Annotated in this window: 21 protein-coding genes and 1 tRNA gene; 1 reads left to right on the plus strand and 21 read right to left on the minus strand. The window is 57.4% G+C overall.

Going from position 1 to position 22,312, the window contains the following annotated elements; translation table 11 throughout:
• Positions 1–6: 6 nt before the first annotated feature.
• The 10 genes from hisS to trmJ all read right to left on the minus strand — a co-directional run bounded on the left by hisS (position 7) and on the right by trmJ (position 9,409).
• Positions 7–1,287: a histidine--tRNA ligase gene (gene hisS / locus ACESMK_RS04950; RefSeq protein ID WP_372995857.1), complete on the minus strand. Its 1,281-nt coding sequence runs from the start codon at positions 1,285–1,287 to the stop codon at positions 7–9.
• 50 nt (positions 1,288–1,337) lie between these two features.
• Positions 1,338–2,456 carry a flavodoxin-dependent (E)-4-hydroxy-3-methylbut-2-enyl-diphosphate synthase gene (gene ispG, locus ACESMK_RS04955; protein WP_372995859.1) on the minus strand — a complete coding sequence of 373 codons (1,119 nt, stop codon included), beginning with the start codon at positions 2,454–2,456 and terminating at the stop codon, positions 1,338–1,340.
• A 35-nt stretch (positions 2,457–2,491) separates the two neighbouring features.
• The gene (locus tag ACESMK_RS04960; protein WP_372995861.1) at positions 2,492–3,523 is read right to left on the minus strand and encodes a RodZ domain-containing protein; all 1,032 of its coding nucleotides are present in this window, start codon (positions 3,521–3,523) and stop codon (positions 2,492–2,494) included.
• The gene (gene pilW, locus ACESMK_RS04965; RefSeq protein ID WP_372996062.1) at positions 3,513–4,286 is read right to left on the minus strand and encodes a type IV pilus biogenesis/stability protein PilW; all 774 of its coding nucleotides are present in this window, start codon (positions 4,284–4,286) and stop codon (positions 3,513–3,515) included. The genes ACESMK_RS04960 and pilW overlap by 11 nt, the downstream gene beginning before the upstream one ends.
• 74 nt (positions 4,287–4,360) lie before the next feature.
• On the minus strand, positions 4,361–5,473 hold the full coding sequence (gene rlmN / locus ACESMK_RS04970; protein ID WP_372995863.1) for a 23S rRNA (adenine(2503)-C(2))-methyltransferase RlmN: 1,113 nt from the start codon (positions 5,471–5,473) through the stop codon (positions 4,361–4,363).
• 62 nt (positions 5,474–5,535) lie between these two features.
• On the minus strand, positions 5,536–5,964 hold the full coding sequence (ndk, locus tag ACESMK_RS04975; protein WP_069184985.1) for a nucleoside-diphosphate kinase: 429 nt from the start codon (positions 5,962–5,964) through the stop codon (positions 5,536–5,538).
• 68 nt (positions 5,965–6,032) lie between these two features.
• A complete protein-coding gene (locus tag ACESMK_RS04980; protein ID WP_372995865.1) occupies positions 6,033–7,181 on the minus strand; it encodes an IscS subfamily cysteine desulfurase in 1,149 nt (382 codons plus the stop codon).
• Positions 7,182–7,203: 22 nt separating this feature from the next.
• Positions 7,204–7,701: a Fe-S cluster assembly transcriptional regulator IscR gene (iscR, locus tag ACESMK_RS04985; protein WP_372995867.1), complete on the minus strand. Its 498-nt coding sequence runs from the start codon at positions 7,699–7,701 to the stop codon at positions 7,204–7,206.
• 78 nt (positions 7,702–7,779) lie between these two features.
• Positions 7,780–8,553, minus strand: a complete 774-nt coding sequence (gene cysE, locus ACESMK_RS04990; protein WP_372995869.1) for a serine O-acetyltransferase — start codon at positions 8,551–8,553, stop codon at positions 7,780–7,782.
• On the minus strand, positions 8,546–9,409 hold the full coding sequence (gene trmJ, locus ACESMK_RS04995; protein ID WP_372995871.1) for a tRNA (cytosine(32)/uridine(32)-2'-O)-methyltransferase TrmJ: 864 nt from the start codon (positions 9,407–9,409) through the stop codon (positions 8,546–8,548). Before trmJ ends, cysE begins: the two co-directional genes overlap by 8 nt.
• A gap of 183 nt (positions 9,410–9,592) precedes the next feature.
• Between trmJ and ACESMK_RS05000 the strand changes: the two genes are divergently transcribed.
• Positions 9,593–10,393, plus strand: coding sequence for an inositol monophosphatase family protein (locus ACESMK_RS05000; RefSeq protein ID WP_372995873.1), 801 nt, complete (start codon positions 9,593–9,595; stop codon positions 10,391–10,393).
• Between the two features lie 82 nt (positions 10,394–10,475).
• Here the strand turns inward: ACESMK_RS05000 and secF are convergent, their stop codons facing one another.
• The 11 genes from secF to flgH all read right to left on the minus strand — a co-directional run bounded on the left by secF (position 10,476) and on the right by flgH (position 22,287).
• The gene (gene secF / locus ACESMK_RS05005; RefSeq protein ID WP_372995875.1) at positions 10,476–11,429 is read right to left on the minus strand and encodes a protein translocase subunit SecF; all 954 of its coding nucleotides are present in this window, start codon (positions 11,427–11,429) and stop codon (positions 10,476–10,478) included.
• On the minus strand, positions 11,422–13,296 hold the full coding sequence (secD, locus tag ACESMK_RS05010) for a protein translocase subunit SecD (RefSeq protein WP_372995877.1): 1,875 nt from the start codon (positions 13,294–13,296) through the stop codon (positions 11,422–11,424). Before secD ends, secF begins: the two co-directional genes overlap by 8 nt.
• Positions 13,297–13,391: 95 nt before the next feature.
• The gene (gene yajC, locus ACESMK_RS05015) at positions 13,392–13,697 is read right to left on the minus strand and encodes a preprotein translocase subunit YajC (RefSeq protein WP_241956430.1); all 306 of its coding nucleotides are present in this window, start codon (positions 13,695–13,697) and stop codon (positions 13,392–13,394) included.
• An 86-nt stretch (positions 13,698–13,783) separates the two neighbouring features.
• Positions 13,784–14,905 carry a tRNA guanosine(34) transglycosylase Tgt gene (gene tgt / locus ACESMK_RS05020; protein ID WP_372996064.1) on the minus strand — a complete coding sequence of 374 codons (1,122 nt, stop codon included), beginning with the start codon at positions 14,903–14,905 and terminating at the stop codon, positions 13,784–13,786.
• A gap of 14 nt (positions 14,906–14,919) precedes the next feature.
• Complete coding sequence (queA, locus tag ACESMK_RS05025) at positions 14,920–16,023, minus strand: tRNA preQ1(34) S-adenosylmethionine ribosyltransferase-isomerase QueA (RefSeq protein ID WP_372995879.1); 1,104 nt, start codon at positions 16,021–16,023, stop codon at positions 14,920–14,922.
• Between the two features lie 35 nt (positions 16,024–16,058).
• Positions 16,059–16,145 (minus strand) — tRNA-Leu (locus ACESMK_RS05030).
• Between the two features lie 82 nt (positions 16,146–16,227).
• Positions 16,228–17,451, minus strand: coding sequence for a flagellar hook-associated protein FlgL (gene flgL / locus ACESMK_RS05035; protein WP_372995881.1), 1,224 nt, complete (start codon positions 17,449–17,451; stop codon positions 16,228–16,230).
• 18 nt (positions 17,452–17,469) lie between these two features.
• Positions 17,470–19,500, minus strand: a complete 2,031-nt coding sequence (gene flgK, locus ACESMK_RS05040) for a flagellar hook-associated protein FlgK (protein ID WP_372995883.1) — start codon at positions 19,498–19,500, stop codon at positions 17,470–17,472.
• Between the two features lie 5 nt (positions 19,501–19,505).
• On the minus strand, positions 19,506–20,492 hold the full coding sequence (flgJ, locus tag ACESMK_RS05045; RefSeq protein ID WP_372995885.1) for a flagellar assembly peptidoglycan hydrolase FlgJ: 987 nt from the start codon (positions 20,490–20,492) through the stop codon (positions 19,506–19,508).
• Between the two features lie 8 nt (positions 20,493–20,500).
• The gene (locus tag ACESMK_RS05050) at positions 20,501–21,598 is read right to left on the minus strand and encodes a flagellar basal body P-ring protein FlgI (RefSeq protein WP_372995887.1); all 1,098 of its coding nucleotides are present in this window, start codon (positions 21,596–21,598) and stop codon (positions 20,501–20,503) included.
• Entirely contained in the window at positions 21,595–22,287 is a 693-nt protein-coding gene (gene flgH, locus ACESMK_RS05055; protein ID WP_372996066.1) for a flagellar basal body L-ring protein FlgH, read from the minus strand. Before flgH ends, ACESMK_RS05050 begins: the two co-directional genes overlap by 4 nt.
• Positions 22,288–22,312: the final 25 nt, after the last annotated feature.

The following is a 22,312-nucleotide window of genomic DNA, read 5'->3' on the forward strand; positions in this document are numbered from 1 at the left end:
TCAGATTCAGTTGGCCAGTGCGTTTGCCAGACTCTTTGCAAGCTCGTCCTGGGCCACTTCTGTCTGGGGCTCATCAGCGCGCAAGGGCTTCAGACCGGCGGTGCCGTTGGCAATCTCGTTCTCGCCGAGAATCACCGCATACCTGGCGCCACTCCGATCGGCCTTTTTCATCTGGCTCTTGAAACTGCCGCCGCCACAATGGGAAACAATCACCCGATCCGGCAGCGCTGCACGCAGCTTTTCTGCCAACACCAGTGCCGGCGCCAACGCCCCTTCGCCCATCGCGGTCACGTAGATATCCGCGTTACTGTTCACGTGCTCCGGAACCAGTTCCAGCGTTTCAAGCAGCAGGATAAGGCGCTCGAGGCCCATTGCAAAGCCAACCGCGAAAGTCGGCTTGCCGCCAAGCTGCTCCACCAGACCATCATAACGGCCACCGGCACACACTGTGCCCTGGGCGCCCAGACTGTCGGTAATCCATTCGAAAACGGTTTTGCCGTAATAATCCAGGCCCCGAACCAGCGCCGGATTGACAGAATAGTTCACACCAGCAGCGACCAACAGCCGCTTCAGCCGCTCGAAATGCTCACGGGATTCGTCATCCAGATAATCGTCGAGGCTGGGCGCGCTTTCCAGGACTTTCCTTGTGGAGGGGTCCTTGCTGTCCAGAATTCTCAGAGGGTTGGACTCCAGCCGGCGCTGGCTGTCAGCATCCAGTTCCGACTTGAACTGGCTCAGGTAATCCACCAGGGCAGAACGGTAAACCCGCCGGGATTCGGATGTGCCGATGGAATTGATTTCGAGCCGGGTATGCTCTGCGAGGCCCAGTTCCTTCCAAAGCCTTGCGGTCAGGATCAGAAGCTCGGCATCGATGTCCGGACCGTTCATACCGAAACATTCCACGCCAATCTGGTGGAACTGACGGTAGCGACCTTTTTGTGGGCGCTCATGCCGGAACATGGGGCCGGTGTACCAGAGCCGCCGGGTCTGGTTGAACAGCAGACCGTGTTCCTCTGCCGCCCGAACACAGCCGGCTGTGCCCTCCGGACGCAGCGTCAGGCTGTCGCCGTTCCGGTCTTCAAAGGTATACATTTCCTTTTCGACAATATCGGTCACTTCACCGATGGAACGCTTGAACAGATCGGTCTGCTCAACAATCGGCATGCGGATTTCCTGATAGCCATACTGGGCCAGTACTTTGCGCACCGTGGATTCCACAAACTGCCAAACGGGCGTCTGCTCCGGCAGGATATCGTTCATCCCGCGAATTGCCTGAATCTTTGCCAATTTAAACCCTTAACTGTGTCTGGATGGTTGTGCCTGAGTACGGAAACGGATCAGTTGTCCGAACGGGCAATGATCGACTCTTCCTGCTCCTTGCGACGGGCAACTTCCTCACGAATCAGACGCTCCAGATCGTCGGTCAGCGTGGCGTTGTCCAGCTTCTGGTTAGGCTTGCCCGCCATGTAGAAAAGGTTCCTCGGGCTGCCGCCAGTGAGCCCCAGATCTGCAACCTTGGCTTCGCCCGGGCCGTTAACGATGCAACCGATTATGGCCACATCCAGGGATTCGTTTACATCCTCAAGCCGTGCTTCCAGATCGTTCATGGTCTGGATCACATCAAAGTTCTGTCGGGAACAGCTTGGGCAGGCGATGAAGTTGATGCCGCGGCTTCTCAGACGGAGACTCTTCAGAATATCGAAGCCTACCTTTATTTCCTGCACCGGATCCGCAGCAAGAGACACGCGTATCGTGTCACCGATGCCGTCCATCAGCAGCATGCCAAGGCCAATGGAAGATTTGACCGTACCAGAACGGAAACCGCCGGCCTCGGTGATACCCAGGTGAAGCGGCTGCTCAATCTGCCGGGCGATCTTGCGGTAGGCATCCACGGTCATGAACACTTCCGACGCTTTCAGGCTCACCTTGAAATCCTGGAAATCATGACGATCCAGAATATCGATGTGGCGCATGGCGGATTCCACCAGCGCATCCGCTGTGGGCTCACCATACTTGCGCTGGAGAGACTTCTCGAGGGAACCCGCATTAACCCCGATGCGGATCGGGATATTACCGTCCCGGGCCGCACTGATGACAGCGCTAACACGATCATCGCGGCCGATATTACCGGGGTTGATGCGCAGGCAGTCCACGCCCAGCTCTGCCACCCGTAGAGCGATCTTGTAATCAAAGTGGATGTCCGCAACCAGTGGCAGTGACACCTGTTGGCGAATCTTCCCGAACGCCTCGGCGGCGTCCATGGACGGCACAGAAACCCGCACGATGTCAGCACCTGCCTCCTGCAGCGCCCTGATCTGGCCAACCGTCGCCTCGACGTCGCAGGTATTGGTGTTGGTCATGCTCTGCACCGCAATCGGTGCGTCGCCGCCCACAGGTACATTGCCCACCATGATCTGGCGGGACTTGCGTCTGATAATCGGGGAATCCTGTTTCATGTCTTGCTGACCGATATGGAAAATTTGATCAAATTTCAGATTGTCAGTGTGAATTCTGACCGATTGTTGACAACCCGGAAGCCATCGATATCCACCGGCTCACCCTCGAAGCTGATGGACTCAACCGCATCAACGGCACCAATAACAACCCGCAGTGGAGCGGGCCCGGAAACATCAATCCGATCTCCGTCCCGTTGAAGCGAATTCACCAATCGGTTACCCGCAGCATCACTGACCTGAACCCAGCAGTCAGCACTGAAACGGATCTGAAGCCGTCCGGTGTCAGAGGTATCCGACAGTCCGTTCGGGTTTTCCAGAACCGGCTCGGGCGTCTGGACAACCGCTGGAATCTGCTCTGCCGGCTCGGAGGCATCTGCCGGGGCGTCCTCAGGCGCTGTCTCCACGGGAGACTGGGTTGCGGCTATCCCGGTTTCGACCTCTGACACCGGCTCCGGCTGTTCTGTTGCCAGGGACTCCGATTCCACGGTTGCAGACCCGGGCTCGTCGTCATCGGCGGCCAGCTCTTGCACAGACTCGGCCTCGGGGAGCGCCAAATCGGATTCATCCCCCGGCTGGTCCGGGTCACTTTGCGCCGGCTCGCTTTCAGGCTCTGTGACCGCCTCGGAAGACGCTACACCGGAGTCCTGCTCGGGAACCAGAAAGGTAAACGCCAGATACCCGGCAACCCCCAGAACCACCAGAAAAAACAGGATCTTGGCAAATTGACGCTTCTGGCGCCTGCGCCGTTCTATATCAACCAGCGGATTGGCTTCATGCTCCTGTTCCCGCTGCTGTCGAATCGGTTCCAGTTCCTGGTCCAGGTCGGCAATAACCGCGTCCGCGTCCAGCCCAACCTGCTTTGCATAAGCCCTGACATACCCTTTCAAAAAGAGTTCACTGTCAATCTGGCTGTAATCTCCTGACTCTATCGCCTGAATCACGGAAGGGCGCAGATGCTGCGCCGCTGCGACATCACCGGCACTCAATCCGGCCTTTTCTCTCGCCCTCTGAAGCTGCTGCCCAACGGGCTCCTTCATTGCCGGCTGTGAAGTTTCTTCAGTTGCCATTAGAAATCAGCACCCTATATTGTTGGTATTCGACTGACTCCGGAAATTTGTTCTTGAGCTGAAGCGCAAGGCTCGCTTCCTGATCATTATCGCTGTAATGGCGGGCAATTCGTATCCCGGTGAATAGGCTCTCCGGGGAATGGCCCAGCCGCGGGTTTCTCTGCATCATGGAGATCAGGCGCGAGTAATATCTGGCAGCATCATCGTAGTTGCCGGTCTCAACGGAAACCCGGGACAGGGAAAGCAAGGGTCGTGCGTCCCCCCGTGTAAGTTCCACCGCCCGGCGATAGGACGTTACTGCAGCCTCCAGCTCACCAAGTCGTTCCTGGGTCATGCCGAGGTTAAAGAACACCGAGCCACGGTCCTGGTAACCGGTATCCCGGGAGGCGGCCCGGAACTGATCCCGAGCATCTTCCATCCGCCCTTCACCAAAGAGGAAGGCACCGTAGTAGACCCTCGCGCGGGTGAAACCCGGGTCTTCGGAAATGGCGCGCTTGAAGTTTTTTTCGGCCAGCTCCGGCTCACCTTCCGCGTTGTAGACCAGCCCCATGGCAGCCCGCGCAGACGGCGCGTCCGAATCCAGCTTGAGCGCCCTGTCGAGATGGTGACGGGCTCTCTCAAGATTGCCCTGGCCGATGTAGGCGGTGGCAAGCTTCACATAATTATCAAGGGCCTTCTGGCGATCCGCTTCCCGGGAAAACCGACTGTCAGTGGTGGTAACACAACCTGTAACCAGCAAGGTCAGCAGCATAACGGCCAACATCAAAAAGCGTCGGTTTGCTGGAATTGATATCACGGATGTCCCCTTCCTCGATTCGGCTACATGACGTCCCAGGTTCAGGGATTAACCTGCTGAACCTGAATGTATCTCTGGCTCCGCCGGGTTCTGTCCTCGACCCGCCCCACCAGCTGCCCGCAGGCGGCGTCAATATCATCACCCCGGGTGGTCCTTATGGTGGTGATGTAACCTGCCTCGTTCAGAACAGCCTGGAAGCGACGCGTCGCGTTCATGCTCGGCCTCCGGAAATCACTCTCCGGGAACGGGTTAAAGGGAATGAGGTTGATCTTGCATGGCAAATCCCGCAACAGCACCGCAAGCTCACGGGCGTGCTCCGGCTGATCGTTCATCCCTTCAATGACCGTGTACTCGATCGTCGCCTTCCGTTTGTCCGGCAACCGGGCAAAGTACCGCTTGGTTGCCGCCAACAGTTCCGCGATCGGATACTTTTTATTTAATGGAACCAGCTTGTTACGCAGTTCATCATTCGGGGCATGCAGGGAAATGGCCAGTGAAACATCGGTAACTTCCGCCAACCGGTCCAGGGCCGGAACCACGCCGGACGTGCTGAGAGTAACCCGACGTTTGGATATGCCGTAGGCCAGATCCTCCATCATGAGGTTCATGGCGTCGACGACATTCTCGAAATTGAGCAGAGGTTCCCCCATGCCCATCATCACCACATTGGTGATTGGCCGATCCGGACCCGGCTCGAACGGCATAAAGGCTTTCCGCGCAACCCACACCTGGCCGATGACTTCCGCCGCGGTGAGGTTGCGATTGAACCCGCGCTTTCCAGTAGAGCAAAAGGTGCAATCCAGACTGCAGCCAATCTGGGAGGAAACGCAGAGCGTGCCCCGTTCGCCATCCGGAATCAAAACGGTTTCAACACTGTTGCCGTTGTCCATGCGCATCACCCATTTGCGGGTGCCGTCTTTGGACGTTTCGTCGTAAACCACCTCAGGACCACGAATCTCGGCCACCTGCTTGAGTTTTTCCCGCAGGGCCTTACTCATATTGGTCATTTGATCGAAGTCATCAGCGCCACGCTGATGAATCCACTGCAAAACCTGAGTGGCACGAAAACGCTTCTCCCCCAGGGACTCAAAGAAAGCCTCAAGCTTTGCTTTCGGCATCCCCAGAAGATTGGTTTTTTCAGCGGCCGCTGTCATTTCATAACCTCGATCAGATAACCAATTCGGAGGCGACCAACGATCGCCTCCGATCAACGCCATCAGCCGCGCGGGCAGATCTCGTTGTCATTGAAGAAATAAGCGATTTCGCGCTCGGCAGAAGCCGCGGAATCAGAGCCGTGAACGGCGTTCGCGTCGATGGAGGATGCGAAATCAGCCCGAATGGTACCGGCATCGGCTTCTTTCGGGTTGGTTGCACCCATCAGGTCGCGGTTCTTCAGGATGGCGCCTTCGCCTTCCAGAACCTGAACAACAACCGGACCAGAGGTCATGAAAGCAACCAGATCGTTAAAGAACGGACGCTCTTTATGCTCTGCATAGAAGCCTTCTGCCTGCTCCTGGGTCAGGTGCATCATTTTGGCAGCAACAATGTTCAGGCCAGCTTTCTCGAAGCGGCTGTAGATTTCGCCGATCACGTTTTTTGCTACCGCATCGGGCTTGATAATAGAGAGCGTGCGCTCAGTTGCCATGGTCTTTCTCCAGTTTGTGGATGGTCAAAATTCTGGCCTGCGATTATACGCAGTCCGGGGCAAACTTCCTACCGCACTGCACGGAGGCGGCTAACAACATCAACTATTTGCGAACTGGCAAAGGCCACTTCTTCATCGGTGGTATAACGGCCGAGGGAGAAACGCAGTGCCCGATGGGCCTGCTCGTCGCTCAGTCCAATGCCGCGAAGGACATACGAGGGCTCTACCGTAGCAGAAGCACAGGCCGAGCCGGAGGAAACAGCCAGATCCCGGAGGCCCAGCATCAGGGACTCGGCATCCACACCGTCAAAGGAAAGATTCACGATCCCCGGAACACGCCTGGTTTCGCTGCCATTGAGGCTGACGCCGCCAAGGGGTTGAAGACCGGCAAGAAAAGACTCACGAAGAGCCTCCAGCTTCCCGGCCTCTTCCTCAAGCCCGGACTGAGCCAGGGCGAAGGCCTTTCCCATTCCGACAATCTGGTGGGTTGGCAGCGTTCCGGACCGCATCCCTCTCTCGTGCCCGCCGCCATGGATCTGCGCTTCAATGCGAACGTCCGGAGAGCGCCTCACGTAGAGAGCGCCGACCCCTTTCGGCCCATACACCTTGTGACCGGAAAGCGCGAGCAGGTCTACCGGCATGGCGGAAACGTCAACCTCCATCTTGCCGGCGGCCTGGGCAGCATCAACGTGGAACAGAATGCCCCTGCTCCGCAATTCGTTACCGATAGCGGCAATATCCGTAATGGTTCCGAGCTCGTTATTCACCAGCATCAGGCTTACCAGCACGGTATTGTCTTTCAGGGCATTCACAACCTGCCCCACACTGATACTGCCGTCGGCCGCAGGGTCGAGCCAGGTAACCTCGGTACCGTGACGTTCCAGCCACTTGCAGGTATCCACGACCGCCTTGTGCTCAATCCTGGACGTTACAACATGGGCATTCTGCCGTCCTGCAACCGCGCCCTTGATCGCGAGGTTATCGGACTCGGTAGCGCCAGAGGTCCATACAATTTCACGGGGGTCGGCATGAATCAGGCTGGCCACCTGCTTGCGCGCGGCCTCGACGGCAGCTTCCGCCTGCCAACCGTAAGCGTGGGAGCGGGACGCAGGATTCCCGAACACACCTTCCTGCGTCAGGTATTTCATCATTTCATCGGCAACGGCTGGATCAACGGGCGTGGTGGCCGCGTAGTCCATATAAACGGGCTTTTTCATGGATTCCGGGAACTTGTTGGTATCAGGCCGGCGCCTGATCAGACAGGCGTTCGGTGTTGATGGTTTCAGAGCCGTCGTCAGACTGGCGGCGATTCTGCCGGTCAGCGACCTGGCGGATTTCGTGTTTTCTCATCAGATCCCCGAGACTGATCTCACTGAGGAACTGGTGAATCTGATCGCTCAGATCAGACCAGAGATGGTGGGTCAGGCATTTCTCGCCATTCTGGCAATCACCCTTGTTGCCACACCGCGTGGTGTCCAGCGATTCGCTAACGGCATCAACAACTTCGGCGATGTAAAGGTCAGCCGCCGGACGACTGAGCCTGTAACCACCACCGGGGCCACGAATACTGACGACCAATTTCTGGCGGCGCAGACGGGAGAAAAGCTGTTCCAGGTAGGACAGTGAGATTTCCTGACGGGCCGAAATATCGGCGAGACTCACCGGCCCCTGGTCTCCGTGCAGAGCCAGGTCAAGCATTGCCGTTACGGCGTAGCGGCCTTTGGTGGTCAACTTCATAGTGTCAGCCCCGTGACGGGATTGAATCTCGAAAAATCAAACCCGAGTATGAATTGACCCACCATTTCAGTCAAGTATTCAGCGGCGCACCTCGTCGTCGTCACGAACACAGTCGAAGTCCTCTTCCTGCAACGGCGGTAACTCCCCGTTCTGATACTCGCTGTTCACCTTGCGGAGCGCCTTGCACATATTCTCAATACGGTCATCCACCGCGTGCATGTGATCAAGCAACGAACGCATGGCCCGGGCAACCGGGTCTGGCATTTCCTCCGTTACACCATAGGCGTCAAAGCCCATGCGTTCTTCCATCTCCTTGCGACGGGCGTCATCTTCGCCTTGCCGCTTGATAATGACCCGGCCGGGTATACCCACCACCGTGGCCCCCGCAGGCACCTCTTTGGTAACCACCGAATTGGAACCGATCTTGGAGCCCTCGCCCACCTGGAAGGGACCGAGGATCTTTGCTCCGGCACCCACCACCACATTGTTGCCGATCGTGGGGTGGCGCTTACCCTTGTTCCAGCTGGTTCCGCCAAGGGTAACGCCCTGGTACAGGGTCACGTCATCGCCGATGATGGTGGTCTCGCCAATAACCACCCCCATACCGTGATCAATAAAGAACCGACGACCGATGGTCGCGCCTGGATGAATCTCAATGCCGGTCAGCCAACGGGCGATGGTGGAAATAGTACGCGCCAGCCACTTCAGGCCAAGACTCCATAACCAGTGGGAAAACCGATGGAAGAGCAGTGCATGCAAACCCGGGTAGTTGGTGAGAACCTCAAAGGTGTTCCTGGCGGCGGGGTCCCGATGGAACACGCTGTTAATGTCTTCCCGCAAACGCTCAAACATGGCCATTGTCCTGTTCCGTCGCCGCAGTATCGGCCTCGGTTGATTTGCTGTTGTTCCGTGCGCCTGCCGCCTTCTGTACGGCAGTAAGAATACCCCGGAGAATGTTGATTTCCATCTGATCCAGTCTGGCTCTCTGGAACAGCCTTCGCAACCGCGTCATCAGCTGCCTCGGGTTCTCCCGCCGGTGGAAATCGACATCAATCAGCACCTGCTCCAGATGCCCGAAAAATCCTTCCACATCCTGCACTTTGGCCGGCGGCACATCCCAGCCTTCATCCCCCGGCCTGGTCATCGACTTTAGGTATGGGCTTCCTTCGCCACCTTCAAGGCTTCGCAGATAATACATCCGCAATTCATAGCACATGACCTGCACCGCCATGGCCAGGTTGAGCGAGCTATAATCCGGATTGGACGGAATGTGGATGTGGTAATGGCAACGCTGCAATTCATCGTTGCTGAGACCATGATTCTCTCGCCCGAACACCAGCGCTACGGGGCCGTTTTCAGCGTGGCCTGCAGCCGCGGCGGCAGCCTCAGGTGGCGCACAGACCGGCCAGGGCACTTTTCGCCCCCTGGCGCTGGTACCCATAACCAGCACACAATCGGCCAGAGCCTCATCCAGCGAAGAAACCACCTGCGCGCTATCCAGCACGTCCGAGGCACCGGCGGCGCGCGCGTAAGAAGCCTCATCCGGAAAGGAACAGGGATTGACCAGCCAGAGATTGCCCAGCCCCATGTTTTTCATGGCACGGGCAACCGCTCCGATGTTGCCAGAATGAGAGGTCTCAACCAGAACAATCCGGATCTGATCCTGGAATGTTTCCGTCCCTTCCTGAGGAAGTGCGCTTTTGTGCATTGTCAGCAGGCCCAAGGTTATTGATCAGGCCGGCAATGATAGCAGAAACCACCAACGCCCTGCCCCTCCGGAGAACCCGTAACCTCTGGTTATCCGTGCTATTGCTGAGTCAAAAAACATACAAGCGGGGTGATCTTTTGCTATCATACCCGGCCTTCACACACCCGGATAATGAACACTCAGATGCAACCAGCTATTAAAATGGCCCTGCGCGTCGCGCGTCAGGGGTCCGATTATCTGAAAGCCCATTTCGAGCGCCAGGAACCCACCGGCAAAGACGACTCAGAGCGTCGACGTCAGCTGGAACGGGTCGAGCAGTCCATCTATGACAACTTTGCCGAACAGCTCGAAAAGGCCTATAAGGACCACAGCATCGCCCCTCTGAACGAAGCGAATGCCGGAACCAGCGAGAAAAGCTGGCACATTTTTCCTGTACTGGGCCGAGAGAACTTCCTCCGGGGCATTCCGGAGTTTGCCCTGGCGCTGTCCCAGAAGAAAAATAACCGCACTGAAAACCTTCTTCTGGTAAACCCTGTGACCGGTGAGGAATACTCCGCCAGCCGTGGCCACGGCGCAGCGCTGAACAGCCGCCGGGTTCGCGCTTCAGAAATCAAACTGCCAGAGAAAGCAGCCATCGCCACCAACCTGCTCGACCAGGCCCGCAAGAGCGAAGATCCGATGCTCTGGGGCGAAATGGCCGCCGTGCTGGCACGGGATTCCGGCATGTTCCGGACATCCGGCTGTGTGGTCCTGGATATTGCACGAGTTTCCGCCGGTCTGATGGATGCAGCGATCATTTTCCGCCCTGAAGCGGCCGAGCTGGACCTTGGTGTCACACTGGCCATGGAATCCGGCGCACTGACCGGCGACTTCTCCGGCAATCCGTCTACCGGTAACGCCCGTCAGCTGGTAGTGGCAAATCCGAAGCTGTTCCGTGAAGTCCTGAAAGTACTGCACCCGTTCCGGGGCCGCCTGCCTCGTTGAGGCTTCCGGTTCTTCCGGACATAAAAAAAACCGCCACAGGATGGCGGTTTTTTTTATGTCCGTCGAAGCGGAGCAACGGGCTTTACATCCTGTTCAGCCATTCCGGCGGCTGCTCTTCCTCATCCGCGTTCTCCGCGCCCTCTTTCGGCGGCACAATCAGATCATCACGGGACACCCCCATCACCATCAGCAGATTGGCAGACACGTAAATGGACGAGTAGGTACCGACAATAACACCGATAATCAACGCCAGGGCGAAGTTGTTGATGGCCTCCCCACCCAGAAAATACAGCGCAAACAACACCACCAACGTGGTACCAGATGTGTTGATCGTACGGGCAATGGTCTGGTGAATCGACTCGTTGATAATGTCCCAGGGTTCACCCACGCGCATCTTGCGGAAATTTTCCCGGATACGGTCAGCAACGACGATGGTGTCGTTCAGTGAGTAACCGATAACCGCAAGCAACGCCGCGAGCACGGTCAGATCGAAGGTCCACTGGAACAGAGAAAATACGCCGAGCACGATAGTGACATCGTGGGCCAGCGGTACCACCGAAGCGATACCGAACTTGAACTGGAAGCGCATGCCCACGTAAATCAGCACTACCGCCAGGGCAATCAGCAGACCCAGACCGCTATCTTCCTTGAGCTCCTTACCGACCTGGGAGCCAACAAACTCAGAACTCACCAGCTCCAACTCTGCGCCCCCCTCTCTGAGGGCTCGGGTGACTTCCGGCGCCAACTGGTCGTTATCAGCCTCGGCCATCCGCACCAGCACCGTGGTATCGGCTCCGAAATTCTGGACCGAGAACTGATCGTACCCGGCTGCGGTCAACCTGGACCGGATATCATCCAGCTCCGGGGCCTCGGCATACTCGAACTCGACCGAGGTACCCCCGGTGAAATCCATGCCCAGGTTCAGACCTCGAGTGGCCAGAAGCGCGATGGACACGACGATCAGGGAAATGGAGATCACGGAAGCAATCTTCCGCAATCCCATAAAATCAAACGGTTGCTTCTGATCTTCAGACATTGGCGAGCTTTCCTCCGATCGACAGTTTCTCGACCCTGCGGCCGCCGTATACAAGATTAACGATGCTGCGGCTGACCATCAGGCCAGAGAACATCGACGTCAGGATCCCGATGCACAGCGTCACTGCAAACCCTTTCACAGGACCAGAGCCCATGGCAAACAGGATCACGGCAACGAGCAAGGTGGTGATGTTGGCATCAAAAATGGATACGAAGGCCCGGGAATAGCCCGAGTTGATGGCCGTCTGTGGCTGCACACCCGCTCTGAGCTCTTCCTTTATTCGCTCGAATATAAGCACGTTGGCATCCACCGCCATACCAACCGTCAGGACGATACCTGCAATGCCTGGCAGGGTAAGTGTCGCCGACAGGATCGACATGCAGGCCACAAGCAGCATCAGGTTCAGAGTCAGTGCGATATTCGCCACCACCCCGAATCCACGGTAGTAAACCAGCATGTAAATCAGAACCAGACCAAAGCCAAGCGCAACGGACATCATGCCGGCATCGATGTTCTTCTGGCCAAGGCTTGGCCCGATGGTCCTCTCCTGAACAAAGTACATCGGCGCTGCCAGGGCGCCAGCGCGCAGCAACAACGCGAGTTCGGCAGCTTCAGGGATGGAATCCAGCCCGGTAATCCGGAAACTGCTACCCAGGGCTGATTGCACGGTGGCCAGACTGATAATGCCCTTCTCAACAACGCGGTTCTCGACTTCCTCGGGCTCACCATCAACCACTTTGGTTTCGGTTTCGGTGCGATACTCGATAAAGAGCACCGCCATCCGGCGACCAATAGCGTTGCGGGTGGCGCGATTCATCAAGTCACCACCAACAGAGTCCATGGTGATATTGACCTGGGGTTGACCATTCTCGTCGAACGCCTGCTGGGCATTGGCTACATTATTACCGGTGGCAATCACCTCCTGCTCGAGGCGTGCGGTACGCTGGGCTTGATCCCGGAACTCAAACTCCTCGGTTTCACTCTTCGGCGCATCCTGACGGGCTTCCATCCGGAACTCCAGGTTCGCGGTGGCACCGAGAACCCGCTTGGCCTGAGCGGTGTCCTGAACACCGGGCAGCTCAACGATAATCCGGTCGGCGCCCTGCTGCTGAACCAGCGGTTCTGCCACACCCAGTTCGTTCACCCGGTTGCGAATGGTCGTCAGGTTCTGTTCAAGGGCATAGTCCTGAATAGACGTCACTTCGGCTTCCGAGAGCGTCAGCACGAGCAGGAACTCATCGCCGTCGGTACGCTCATCCAGCAGGAACTCGTTGTACTGGTCGCGAACCAGATTGAAAGCTTCGGTCCGGGATTCCTCATCCCGGAAGCTGAGGACTATCTCCCGGTTATCCCGCACGTCCCCGCCACGGTAGCGAATCCGCTCGTCCCGAAGTTCGCGTTTGACCTGGCCGGACATAGCCTCCAGGCGCTGGCTGACCGCAGTTTCCATGTCCACTTCCAGCAGGAAATGAACACCGCCGCGAAGATCCAGACCCAGCTTCATGGGGCCGGCGCCAAGACTTTTCAGCCAGCCGGGCGTTGAGGCAGCCATGTTCAGCGCAACGAGGTAGTCGTTACCCAAGGCGGCCTGCACAAGGGGGCGCGCCCGTAACTGGTCATCGGAGTCAGTGAGACGGATCAGGGCGTCCCGATCCTGAAGAGTACTGCTTTTAACCTCAATACCCTCGTTCTCCAGAAGATCAACCGCCCGGTCGAGCACACCGGCATTGACTTCGGTGCTGCTGCGGGCGCCGGTGATCTGGATGGCGTAGTCGTCGGGAAAGAGGTTCGGCAAAGCGTAGATAAACCCGATCACAAGCGCGACCAGGATAACCAGGTTTTTCCAAAGCGGATACTTGTTCAGCATGGGATCCCTTGTAGCCAGCCTGGTGGCCGGCCTTGGTGTTTCAGCCAGGAAGATTCAGACCGGCCACCAGGAATGGCCGGCTAAATGGCCCCCGCTCAGATGTCCTTGAGCGTGCCCTTCGGCAGGGCCGCAGCAACGGCTACTTTCTGGACCTTGATCTCAACATTATCGGCGACTTCCACAACGATAAAATCGTCGGTTACCTTGGTGATCCTGCCGGCAACACCACCGGAGGTCACAACTTCGTCACCCTTGTTCAGGCCGGACATCAATGCCTTGTGCTCTTTCGCGCGCTTGGACTGCGGACGCCAGATCAGGAAATAGAAAATCAGAATGAAGCCTGCGAAAAAGATCACCTGGCCCATAACACCCATTCCCTGAGCACCCGGGTCCTGAGCCATGGCCAGAGCGGGCATCAGAGCCAAAAGGCCGGCAACGAGCATTTTAATAGATTTCATTGAATATCTCCGTTGGTTTAGCGAATAGATCAAACATTGCCCAGGGGCGGAACTGTCTCTCCGCGCAGAGCATAGAAGTCGGTTACAAAGTCCGACAATGTACCTGCTTCAATGGCCCCACGCAATCCAGCCATCAGGTTCTGGTAGAACCGGAGGTTGTGGATGGTATTCAACTGGGAGCCGAGCATTTCTCCACATTTATCGAGATGATGCAGGTAACTTCTCGAAAAGTTCTTGCATGTGTAACAGTCACAACGTTCATCCAGGGGTGACGTGTCATGGCGGTGCCTGGCATTGCGGATTTTCACGATCCCGCCCGAGGTGAAAAGGTAGCCGTTCCTCGCGTTCCGGGTCGGCATCACGCAGTCAAACATATCCACACCGCGCCGGACGGCCTCAACGATATCCTCTGGGCGCCCCACACCCATCAGGTACCGCGGCTTGTCCTCCGGCATCTTCGGCGGAAGGTGATCCAGAATCCGGATCATGTCTTCCTTGGGCTCACCAACCGAAAGACCGCCAATGGCATAACCATCGAAGCCAATGTCCGTCAGCCCCTCCAGAGAACGGTCGCGCAGGCTCTCATACATTCCGCCCTGAACAATACCGAAAAGTGCCGCCGGATTCCCCGTGTGGGCATCCTTGCTTCGCTTGGCCCAGCGCAGTGACAACTCCATGGAATCACTGGCCTGACGCTCCGTAGCAGGATACGGCGTGCACTCGTCAAAAATCATGACAATGTCGGAGCCGAGATCACGCTGGACCTGAATCGCAATCTCCGGCGAAAGCTCCACCGGTGAACCGTCCACCGGTGAACGGAAAGTAACACCCTCTTCGGTAATTTTGCGCATTTCGCCCAGGCTGAAAACCTGGAAACCACCGGAATCGGTCAGGATCGGCCCGTGCCACTGGGTGAAGTCATGAAGGTCACCATGGGCTTTTACCACTTCCGTACCCGGCCGCAGCATCAGGTGAAAGGTATTACCCAGAATAATTTCGGCGCCGATCTCATGAATATCCCTGGGCAACATGCCCTTGACGGTGCCGTAGGTGCCCACGGGCATGAACGCCGGGGTTTCAACGGTGCCGCGCGGGAATGACAGCCGGCCACGACGGGCTCGGCCGTCCTCGCCCAGCTTTTCGAACGACATGAAACAGGTTTGTGTCACAAAGCCTCCCCGGCGCTTTCGTTACCGGTGTCATTGGATTCCACGGAAGAGCCCAGCCACATGCCCCGACTGGGTTCCTGTCCGGTAATAAACATGGCGTCACCATAACTGAAAAAACGGTAGCGTTGCTTCACCGCCTCACGATAGGCCGCCATTACATTGTCATATCCGGCAAAGGCGCTAACCAACATGATCAGCGTGGATTCCGGCAAATGGAAATTGGTAACCAGGGCATCAACCGTCTGGAAACGATACCCGGGGTAAATAAAAATGTCGGTTTCACCGGTGAACGCCTTCAGACGGCCACCACGGCTTGCAGACTCGAGGGATCGGACCGAGGTGGTGCCAACGGCAACTACCCGCCCTCCCCTGGCACGCGCACGCTCGACAGCATCCACGGCGTCCTGGGGAACATGCACAACCTCGCTGTGCATGGTGTGATCTTCAATCTTGTCCACCCTGACGGGCTGGAAAGTACCCGCCCCTACATGCAGGGTTACAAAGGTACTTTCAATACCACAGGCCGCCAGCCTTTCCAGCAGTTCCTCATCGAAATGCAGGCCGGCGGTTGGTGCAGCAACCGCCCCAGCCTCCCGGGCGTAGACAGTCTGGTATCGCTCCCGGTCGGTGGATTCGTCCGGCCGGTCGACATAAGGCGGCAACGGCATATGGCCAATACGTTCAAGTACCTCCAGCACCGGCTCATCGGACTCGCACACCAGGTGAAACAGAGCTTCATCCCGACCGGACATCCGCATCGAAGTGCCGTCCTCCAGGATGACTCTCTGCCCATCTTTCAACGCCTTCGAGGCGCGAACGTGGGCAATGATCTCGTGCTCTCCGGTCACACGTTCAACCAGCACCTCCACCTGGCCGCCGGTTTCCTTCTTGCCAAACAGGCGAGCAGGAATCACCCGGGTGTTGTTGAACACCAGCAGGTCGCCAGGCTGAAGCAAATCGGGAAGTTCACTGAAAATCCGGTGGTCAAGCTTGCCGGAAGGGCCATCGAGACAGAGTAAACGGGACGCGCTTCGCTCTTTGAGCGGATAGCGGGCGATCAGCTCGTCCGGCAGGTCAAAATGAAAATCAGAGACATTCATGGAGTGGACTGTTAACGACGCCGAAGGAAAGAGGATGGTAGCGGCGGGCGGACTCGAACCGCCACGGGTTTTACCCCAACGGATTTTGAATCCGTCGTGTCTACCAATTTCACCACGCCGCCATCGGAGAGTGTGGGGGATTATACTGAGCTTAATCGCGAAAGCAATAAGCCAGCGGACACAATGGCCCGCAGCTTCTGATATTTACAATCTGTCGAACAGGGACAGCTGCGAAACCTGCGCAAATGACTGCTGGGCCGCCTGGAGCACGAAGCTCTGAAAACTCAGATTACTGATCGCTTCTGCGTAGTCCACATCCTGTAACTGGGACCGGATTTCATTGGAATAAACGGATGAATCCTCAAGAAAGGTCTTGGTGGACTCAACCGCATTCATCCGCCCGCCCAGCTCGGTCTGCTTCAGGATGATACTTTCCTGGGCGTTGTCCAGGTTGATCAGGGAATTGGCAATCAGGTCATCGTACTCGGCCTGTCCGCCGGGGCTGCTCTTGTCGATGTTGTTCAGGCCGAATATCAGGTTTTCGATGGTCCCGAATACAGACTGTTTTTCGTTGATCTTGAGGGTAAATACATCGCCGGCGCCCGGCACCGCGTCCGTCAGGGTGGCCTCGACGCCGGCGACAACAAACGGCTCGCCACTCTGATAGGTTGCAGGATCAACCGGCAGCGCATTGCCCTGACTGTCCGTGGCGATGATCGTGCCACCGGCATCAATCTCAACCGTGATGTCATCGGGGAAGGCATTCGGATAGGCCGCAGCGAGATCGGCTTCGTTTACCAGGCTGACCCCGGAAATGGAGGCGGCCGGTGTATTCACGGTGCTGTGCTCGCCGGTAATGGCAGCCGGAACCCTTACAAAGATATCCTTGCCGTTATCGCTGATGGGCACGGTAACGCCATCGTCTATCTCGAGCACTCTCTGGCCTTCATCGCCCTGATACTTCCAGCTACCCGAAGCATCCTGCTCAAAGGCTTTCACCGAACCCTGAAATCCACTGAAGATGTATTCACCCGAGGCATCCCGGGTGTTGGCAATGTTGGCCAGTTGGCCAATGCGCTCTTCCAGCTCCGAGGAAATGGAACGCCGATCATTGGCAGAAAGCGAGCCATTCCCCGCCTGAACCGTCAGTTCGCGGATGCGCTGAATAACGTCAACAGAACTTTGCAGAGCGCTCTCTTCCTGCTTCAGGCGATTCTCTGCCAGGTCGACATTGCGCTGATAGGTATCGACTCGCGACAATTCCTGGTCCAGCTTCAGAATCCGGGCCGCAGCAACAGGGTCGTCAGACGGTTTGTTCACCCGCTTGCCGGTTGAAATCTGTTGCTGGGTGTTGTTCAGGTTAGTATTCAGCTCCTGGAGCCGATTTATACCACCCGAGAAAATCTGCTGTGATGAAATTCTGATCATGTCACATCACCTCAACCGTTACCGGAAACTCTGTAACAGGGTATTGAACAGATCCTGAGCCACGGACATCACCTGGGCTGAGGCATTGTAGGCCGCCTGGTACTGGATCAGCCGCCCGGCTTCCTCATCCAGATTGACACCGGATACCGATTCCCGCTGATTGGTGGACTGCTCCAGCAGCGTTTTGCCGGCATCCACATCCAGTTGGCTCTGGCGGGTTTTCACACCTATGTCTTCCACGAGACCGGCATAACCCTCGGAAAAGTTCTGGCTGCCGCCGTTCAGGGTGTTGGCAGTTCCCAGGGCCGCCAAAAGCTCCGCATTGCGGTTGTCCGAAACGCCATTGGTGTTGTAATCAATCTCGAAGGTATCTCCGTCGGCGGGCTGGCCGGTTATCTTGAACTGAAAGCCCTGGTATTCCGCACCGTCGGCGGGATTGTCGCTGAACAACTCATTGGCAACGCCAGGCGTGTAAGGCCGATTGGCCGGGCCTATGGTGTTACCACTGCCGTCTGTGACAGTGAAAACAAGCCCGGTACCCGGATCGTCGAAGGTCACGGTTATCGGGCCATTCGCCAACTGCCCGGAAGACTGGAACCCTGGCAGCAGGGAATTAGTGAACGGATTCCTCACATTCAACATGGTTCCCTGATCAATCTTGCCGGTTCCGATGTTGCCGTCCCCGGTTGACGCCCGCACCGGGCTGGCGAAGGCCAGATCCTCCTCGCGGTTGACCACCATTCCAATGCCTTCTGCAGCGTTACGACTGGGCTGAATCAGGTATTTGTCACCGGCGTTGAAAGTGCCCCCTTCAACCCGGATGTTGAAACCCGGCATGGTAATTTCAGACTGCGCCGGATCCGGTAGCCGGCCCTGGTTCACGGTTTTGCCGGTGGCCTGATCAATTAACTCGTAACTCCGGCCGTCACCACTGAATTGCAGCGTCCAGCGGCCTGCAGGAAGGGCGGAGCTGTCGGTTATTTCAACCGCCAACTGACCGGTCGTGGCGGTTGCATTGTTGCCATTGGGGACCACCCGGCTGCGCTGCGCCTCAAGCGAATTGATATCGGTAAAGAACAGCCCGCCAAGCTCTCCCTCCAGATCCATCCCGATTTCATGTTGATGGTTCATGGTGTCGGACAGGGCGATGGCAATCCGGCCCAGTTCATCAAAAGCTGGCTTCAGCCCCTCGGTATCGAAACGCAGAAGCCCACCCAGTTTGCCGCCGGTAATCTGCTCATCAATGTTCAGCGTGCGACCGCCGTTGTTCAGGGTGAATTCCAGGCGAGTCGGATCCTCCGCGTTCTCCCGAGTACCAAGGGTGGAGGCATTGCTGCCAACCACCAGGGAAAGGCCGTTGGACAATGACACGTTGACCTGGCTTCCGTCGGTCGGAGTCACCTTGATGCTCACCAACTCGGAAAGCTCGCGCAGTTTCTCGTCGCGCTTGTCCAGGAGCTCATTGGGCATTTTGCCCTGGGCAATACCCGGTGATTCGGAAATCGCCAGATTCAGTTCCGCAATGCTTTTCACCAGTGTGTTGGCATCCTTCACACCCTGCTGCATCTGGGTCTTGATGGATTCACGCTGCTGAATGAATTCCTGATTCAGGGCCTGGAACCGGTTCACCACCTGCTGAGCCTCACTCAGAACCAACTGTCGCTGCGGCAACGAGGTTGGGTCCTCGGCGGCATTCTGAAGACTGGCAAAGAAGTTGTTCAGGGCATTGCTGAGTCCGGTGGATTCACCACCAAGCAGGTTATCCAGCCGGGAGAGCTCGGAATTCAGTGCTTCCTGCTCACCGTAAAGTGTGCTGTCTTCCCGCACCTGCTGGACGAGGTATTCGTTCGCCAGGCGCCGGATGTCCGAAACATTCACGCCGCTGCCAATGGTTCCGGCGCCGGTGCGCTGGCCTTCCTGGGTCTCAAACAGGACTTCCTGCCGGCTGTAGCCCGGGGTGTTGGCGTTAGTGATGTTGTTGCCAGTGGTGTTCAGTGCCGTCTGATGACTCAGGATGCCGGTCAGACCAATACCTATGAGCCCTGCCATAAGGTTTACTCCTTCATCCCGTCACTGCCCATGGACAGCGTCATCAGTGAGTCACGGTTCATAATCTGGCGGATCTTGCTGCCATAATTCGGGTCGGTCGCATAGCCGGCCTCCTGTAGTTTCTCTGCAAAGACTTCAGGCTGGTCTGCTACCGACAACACCTCCCGGTAACGGGGGTTGGATTCCAGGAAGGAGACATAGTCCCGGAAGCTGGATTCGTAATCCCGGTACGCCCGGAAATTGGCCTGTTCTTTCATGGGCAACCCTTCCCGGTATTCTGTCGTAGTGATGGAAACCGCATCGCCCTGCCAACGGCTGTCTGCCTTGATCCCGAACAGATTAAAGCTGGGTTCGCCCTGCTCTCCACGGATCATATGCCGCCCCCAGCCGGTTTCCAGGGCCGCCTGGGCCACCATGAGTTTCGGATCAATGCCCGAGTCCCGCGCAATCCGCTCCGCCACCGGCAACAGTTCCGTCACGAAATGCTCCGGAGATTCGAACCGGTCCGGCAAGTCCGACGGAGTCGCAGTGGCGGCGTTAGCCGATTTCTCTGCCACGGAAGTCACCTTCTGCACCCCTTCAGGCAACTGGGCACTAAGGGCAGGCAGGCTCCGATCGTAATCCGCCAGGCTCGCCTTGTGGCCGGCCAGCCGGCCACCTTCACTGTTCATTCCCGGAGTCTTCTGGCCCAGTTGCCGGACAAGAGCCTCGGCAAGACCACTGCCTTTTCCGCCGGCCATGGTCAGACTTATCTGGCTGTCGAACATGTCCCGGTACATCTCGGACTGGTTGCTGTTCAGGTAATTGCCTTCGGAAAAGACGTCACCAGCCTTACGCATGGACTTCAGCATTTCAGACAGGAACAGGCTCTCGAACTGACGGGCCACCTCACGCAGAGCGGACTCCTTGTCAGAACGAGCCTGGGACTTCAACGCGTTAAGACCGTTGAAGTCGGTATACACCTGAGCCTGTTGAACCTTGTAGTCCTGCATCACGCCACCTAGATAACAATCAGCTCGGCACGCAGCGCGCCGGCCTGTTTCAGGGCTTCGAGTACCGCCATGACGTCACCGGGAGCCGCACCTACCTGGTTCACAGCCTGGACAATCTCGTTCAGGGTGACGGCCGGGCCAAACTTGAACATCCTTGCCGGTTCCTCGGTAATCGCAATCTGGGAATCCTCCTCAAGCGCGGTGTCGCCGCCAGCGAACGGATTGGGCTGCTCCACGTTCGGGTTTTCCTGAATAGTCACGGTCAGGTTGCCGTGGGTGACTGCCGCCGGACTGACCTGGACATTCTGGCCAACCACAATGGTGCCGGTACGGCTGTTAATCACCACTTTTGCAGCGTCCTCGGCCGGATCTACCTCAATGTTTTCGAGGATCGACAGAAAGCTGACTCGCTGGGACGGGTCGCGCGGCGCTCGTACGGAAACCGAAGTGGCATCGTGGGCGTAAGCCATGTCCGGACCGAGTTGTTCGTTCACAGCCTCAACCACCCGACGGGCCGTTGTGAAATCCGGGCGCAGGAGATGGAAGGTAATGGTATCGCCCTCGGTGAATGGCGACGCCACCTCCCGTTCAATCGTGGCCCCATTAGGGATACGGCCAACGCTGGGCACGTTCACGGTAATCCTTGAACCGTCCTGACCCTGGGCTCCGAAGCCACCGACCACCAGGCTGCCCTGGGCAATGGCGTAGACATTGTTGTCGGCGCCTTTGAGGGGGGTCATCAGCAGGGTTCCGCCTCGCAGGCTGTCGGCGTTGCCAATGGAAGACACGGTAATGTCGATTTCCTGTCCCGCCTTGGCGAAAGGCGGCAAGTTGGCGCTCACCGTAACCGCCGCAACATTGGCAAGGTTCGGATTAACGCCCTCGGGAAGCGTCACACCGAACTGATTCATCATGTTCCGAAAGGTCTGGTTGGTGAACGGGGCCTTGTCGCCGGTTCCATCAAGACCAACCACCAGGCCATAACCCACCAGTTGGTTGTTTCGAACCCCTTTGATGCGGGACAGATCCTTGAGACGATCGGCCATCACCGGAGCCGCGACAACAGCCAGTGCCAGCACCCAGGCAAGACAACGGCGCATACTCATAGTGGCCACCACTCACTGTTGAAGAAGCGCGCAAGCCAGCCCATCTGATTGGCCTGATCAAAATCACCGGTGCCGCCGTAGGCGAACCGGGCATCGGCAATACGGTTGGATGCCACGGTGTTATCGGGCTGGATATCCTGGGGACGGACCAGACCGGTCAGGCGAATGTATTCATCACCATTTGTCAGCGATAACCATTTTTCACCACGAATCCTCAGTACACCGTTCGGCAGCACTTCAGTCACGGTAACAGTGATACTGCCGGCCAGGCTGTTGCTCTGGTCTGCTTCGGCACTGCCCTCGAAATCACGTTCGTTGTTCAGGGAGGTGTTAATCCCGAAATTGTTTTTCCCGAGAATGGTCGGCTCCGGCAGCGTGACTTCATTGTCCTTAGTGATACTGGTCTCCGCGTTCTTGCTCGCCCGTGTCGACTCCTGGAGATTCACTGTCAGCACATCACCAACATTCAGCGCGACGGTATCGCCGTAGAAGTTGTAGTTGCGGGAAACCTGATAAATGGAACCCGACGATTCGTCCCGCTGCATCATGGCCTGGGCCCGCACGGGTGCAAACTGAGGATCGTCCGGAATCGCCCGGGGCCGGCTCATCGCCGTACACCCCTGCAACAGGATCAGAGCCACCACGGTGGCCAATGTGCTGGCGCTTCGGGTTGTCCGGCTGGATGTCATCGGTTTCATGACGTCACCTCTGGCG

It is taken from the genome of Marinobacter sp. (assembly GCF_041687235.1).
Lineage (GTDB): Bacteria > Pseudomonadota > Gammaproteobacteria > Pseudomonadales > Oleiphilaceae > Marinobacter.

Coding starts and splice junctions, on each gene's coding strand:
- ispG (WP_372995859.1), bottom strand. CDS start 2,456: ATGAAACAGGATTCCCCGATTATCAGACGCAAGTCCCGCCAGATCATG.
- ACESMK_RS04960 (WP_372995861.1), bottom strand. CDS start 3,523: ATGGCAACTGAAGAAACTTCACAGCCGGCAATGAAGGAGCCCGTTGGG.
- pilW (WP_372996062.1), bottom strand. CDS start 4,286: ATGTTGGCCGTTATGCTGCTGACCTTGCTGGTTACAGGTTGTGTTACC.
- rlmN (WP_372995863.1), bottom strand. CDS start 5,473: ATGACAGCGGCCGCTGAAAAAACCAATCTTCTGGGGATGCCGAAAGCA.
- ndk (WP_069184985.1), bottom strand. CDS start 5,964: ATGGCAACTGAGCGCACGCTCTCTATTATCAAGCCCGATGCGGTAGCA.
- ACESMK_RS04980 (WP_372995865.1), bottom strand. CDS start 7,181: ATGAAAAAGCCCGTTTATATGGACTACGCGGCCACCACGCCCGTTGAT.
- iscR (WP_372995867.1), bottom strand. CDS start 7,701: ATGAAGTTGACCACCAAAGGCCGCTACGCCGTAACGGCAATGCTTGAC.
- cysE (WP_372995869.1), bottom strand. CDS start 8,553: ATGTTTGAGCGTTTGCGGGAAGACATTAACAGCGTGTTCCATCGGGAC.
- trmJ (WP_372995871.1), bottom strand. CDS start 9,409: ATGCACAAAAGCGCACTTCCTCAGGAAGGGACGGAAACATTCCAGGAT.
- ACESMK_RS05000 (WP_372995873.1), top strand. CDS start 9,593: ATGCAACCAGCTATTAAAATGGCCCTGCGCGTCGCGCGTCAGGGGTCC.
- secF (WP_372995875.1), bottom strand. CDS start 11,429: ATGTCTGAAGATCAGAAGCAACCGTTTGATTTTATGGGATTGCGGAAG.
- secD (WP_372995877.1), bottom strand. CDS start 13,296: ATGCTGAACAAGTATCCGCTTTGGAAAAACCTGGTTATCCTGGTCGCG.
- yajC (WP_241956430.1), bottom strand. CDS start 13,697: ATGGCTCAGGACCCGGGTGCTCAGGGAATGGGTGTTATGGGCCAGGTG.
- tgt (WP_372996064.1), bottom strand. CDS start 14,905: ATGTCGTTCGAAAAGCTGGGCGAGGACGGCCGAGCCCGTCGTGGCCGG.
- queA (WP_372995879.1), bottom strand. CDS start 16,023: ATGAATGTCTCTGATTTTCATTTTGACCTGCCGGACGAGCTGATCGCC.
- flgL (WP_372995881.1), bottom strand. CDS start 17,451: ATGATCAGAATTTCATCACAGCAGATTTTCTCGGGTGGTATAAATCGG.
- flgK (WP_372995883.1), bottom strand. CDS start 19,500: ATGGCAGGGCTCATAGGTATTGGTCTGACCGGCATCCTGAGTCATCAG.
- flgJ (WP_372995885.1), bottom strand. CDS start 20,492: ATGCAGGACTACAAGGTTCAACAGGCTCAGGTGTATACCGACTTCAAC.
- ACESMK_RS05050 (WP_372995887.1), bottom strand. CDS start 21,598: ATGAGTATGCGCCGTTGTCTTGCCTGGGTGCTGGCACTGGCTGTTGTC.
- flgH (WP_372996066.1), bottom strand. CDS start 22,287: ATGACATCCAGCCGGACAACCCGAAGCGCCAGCACATTGGCCACCGTG.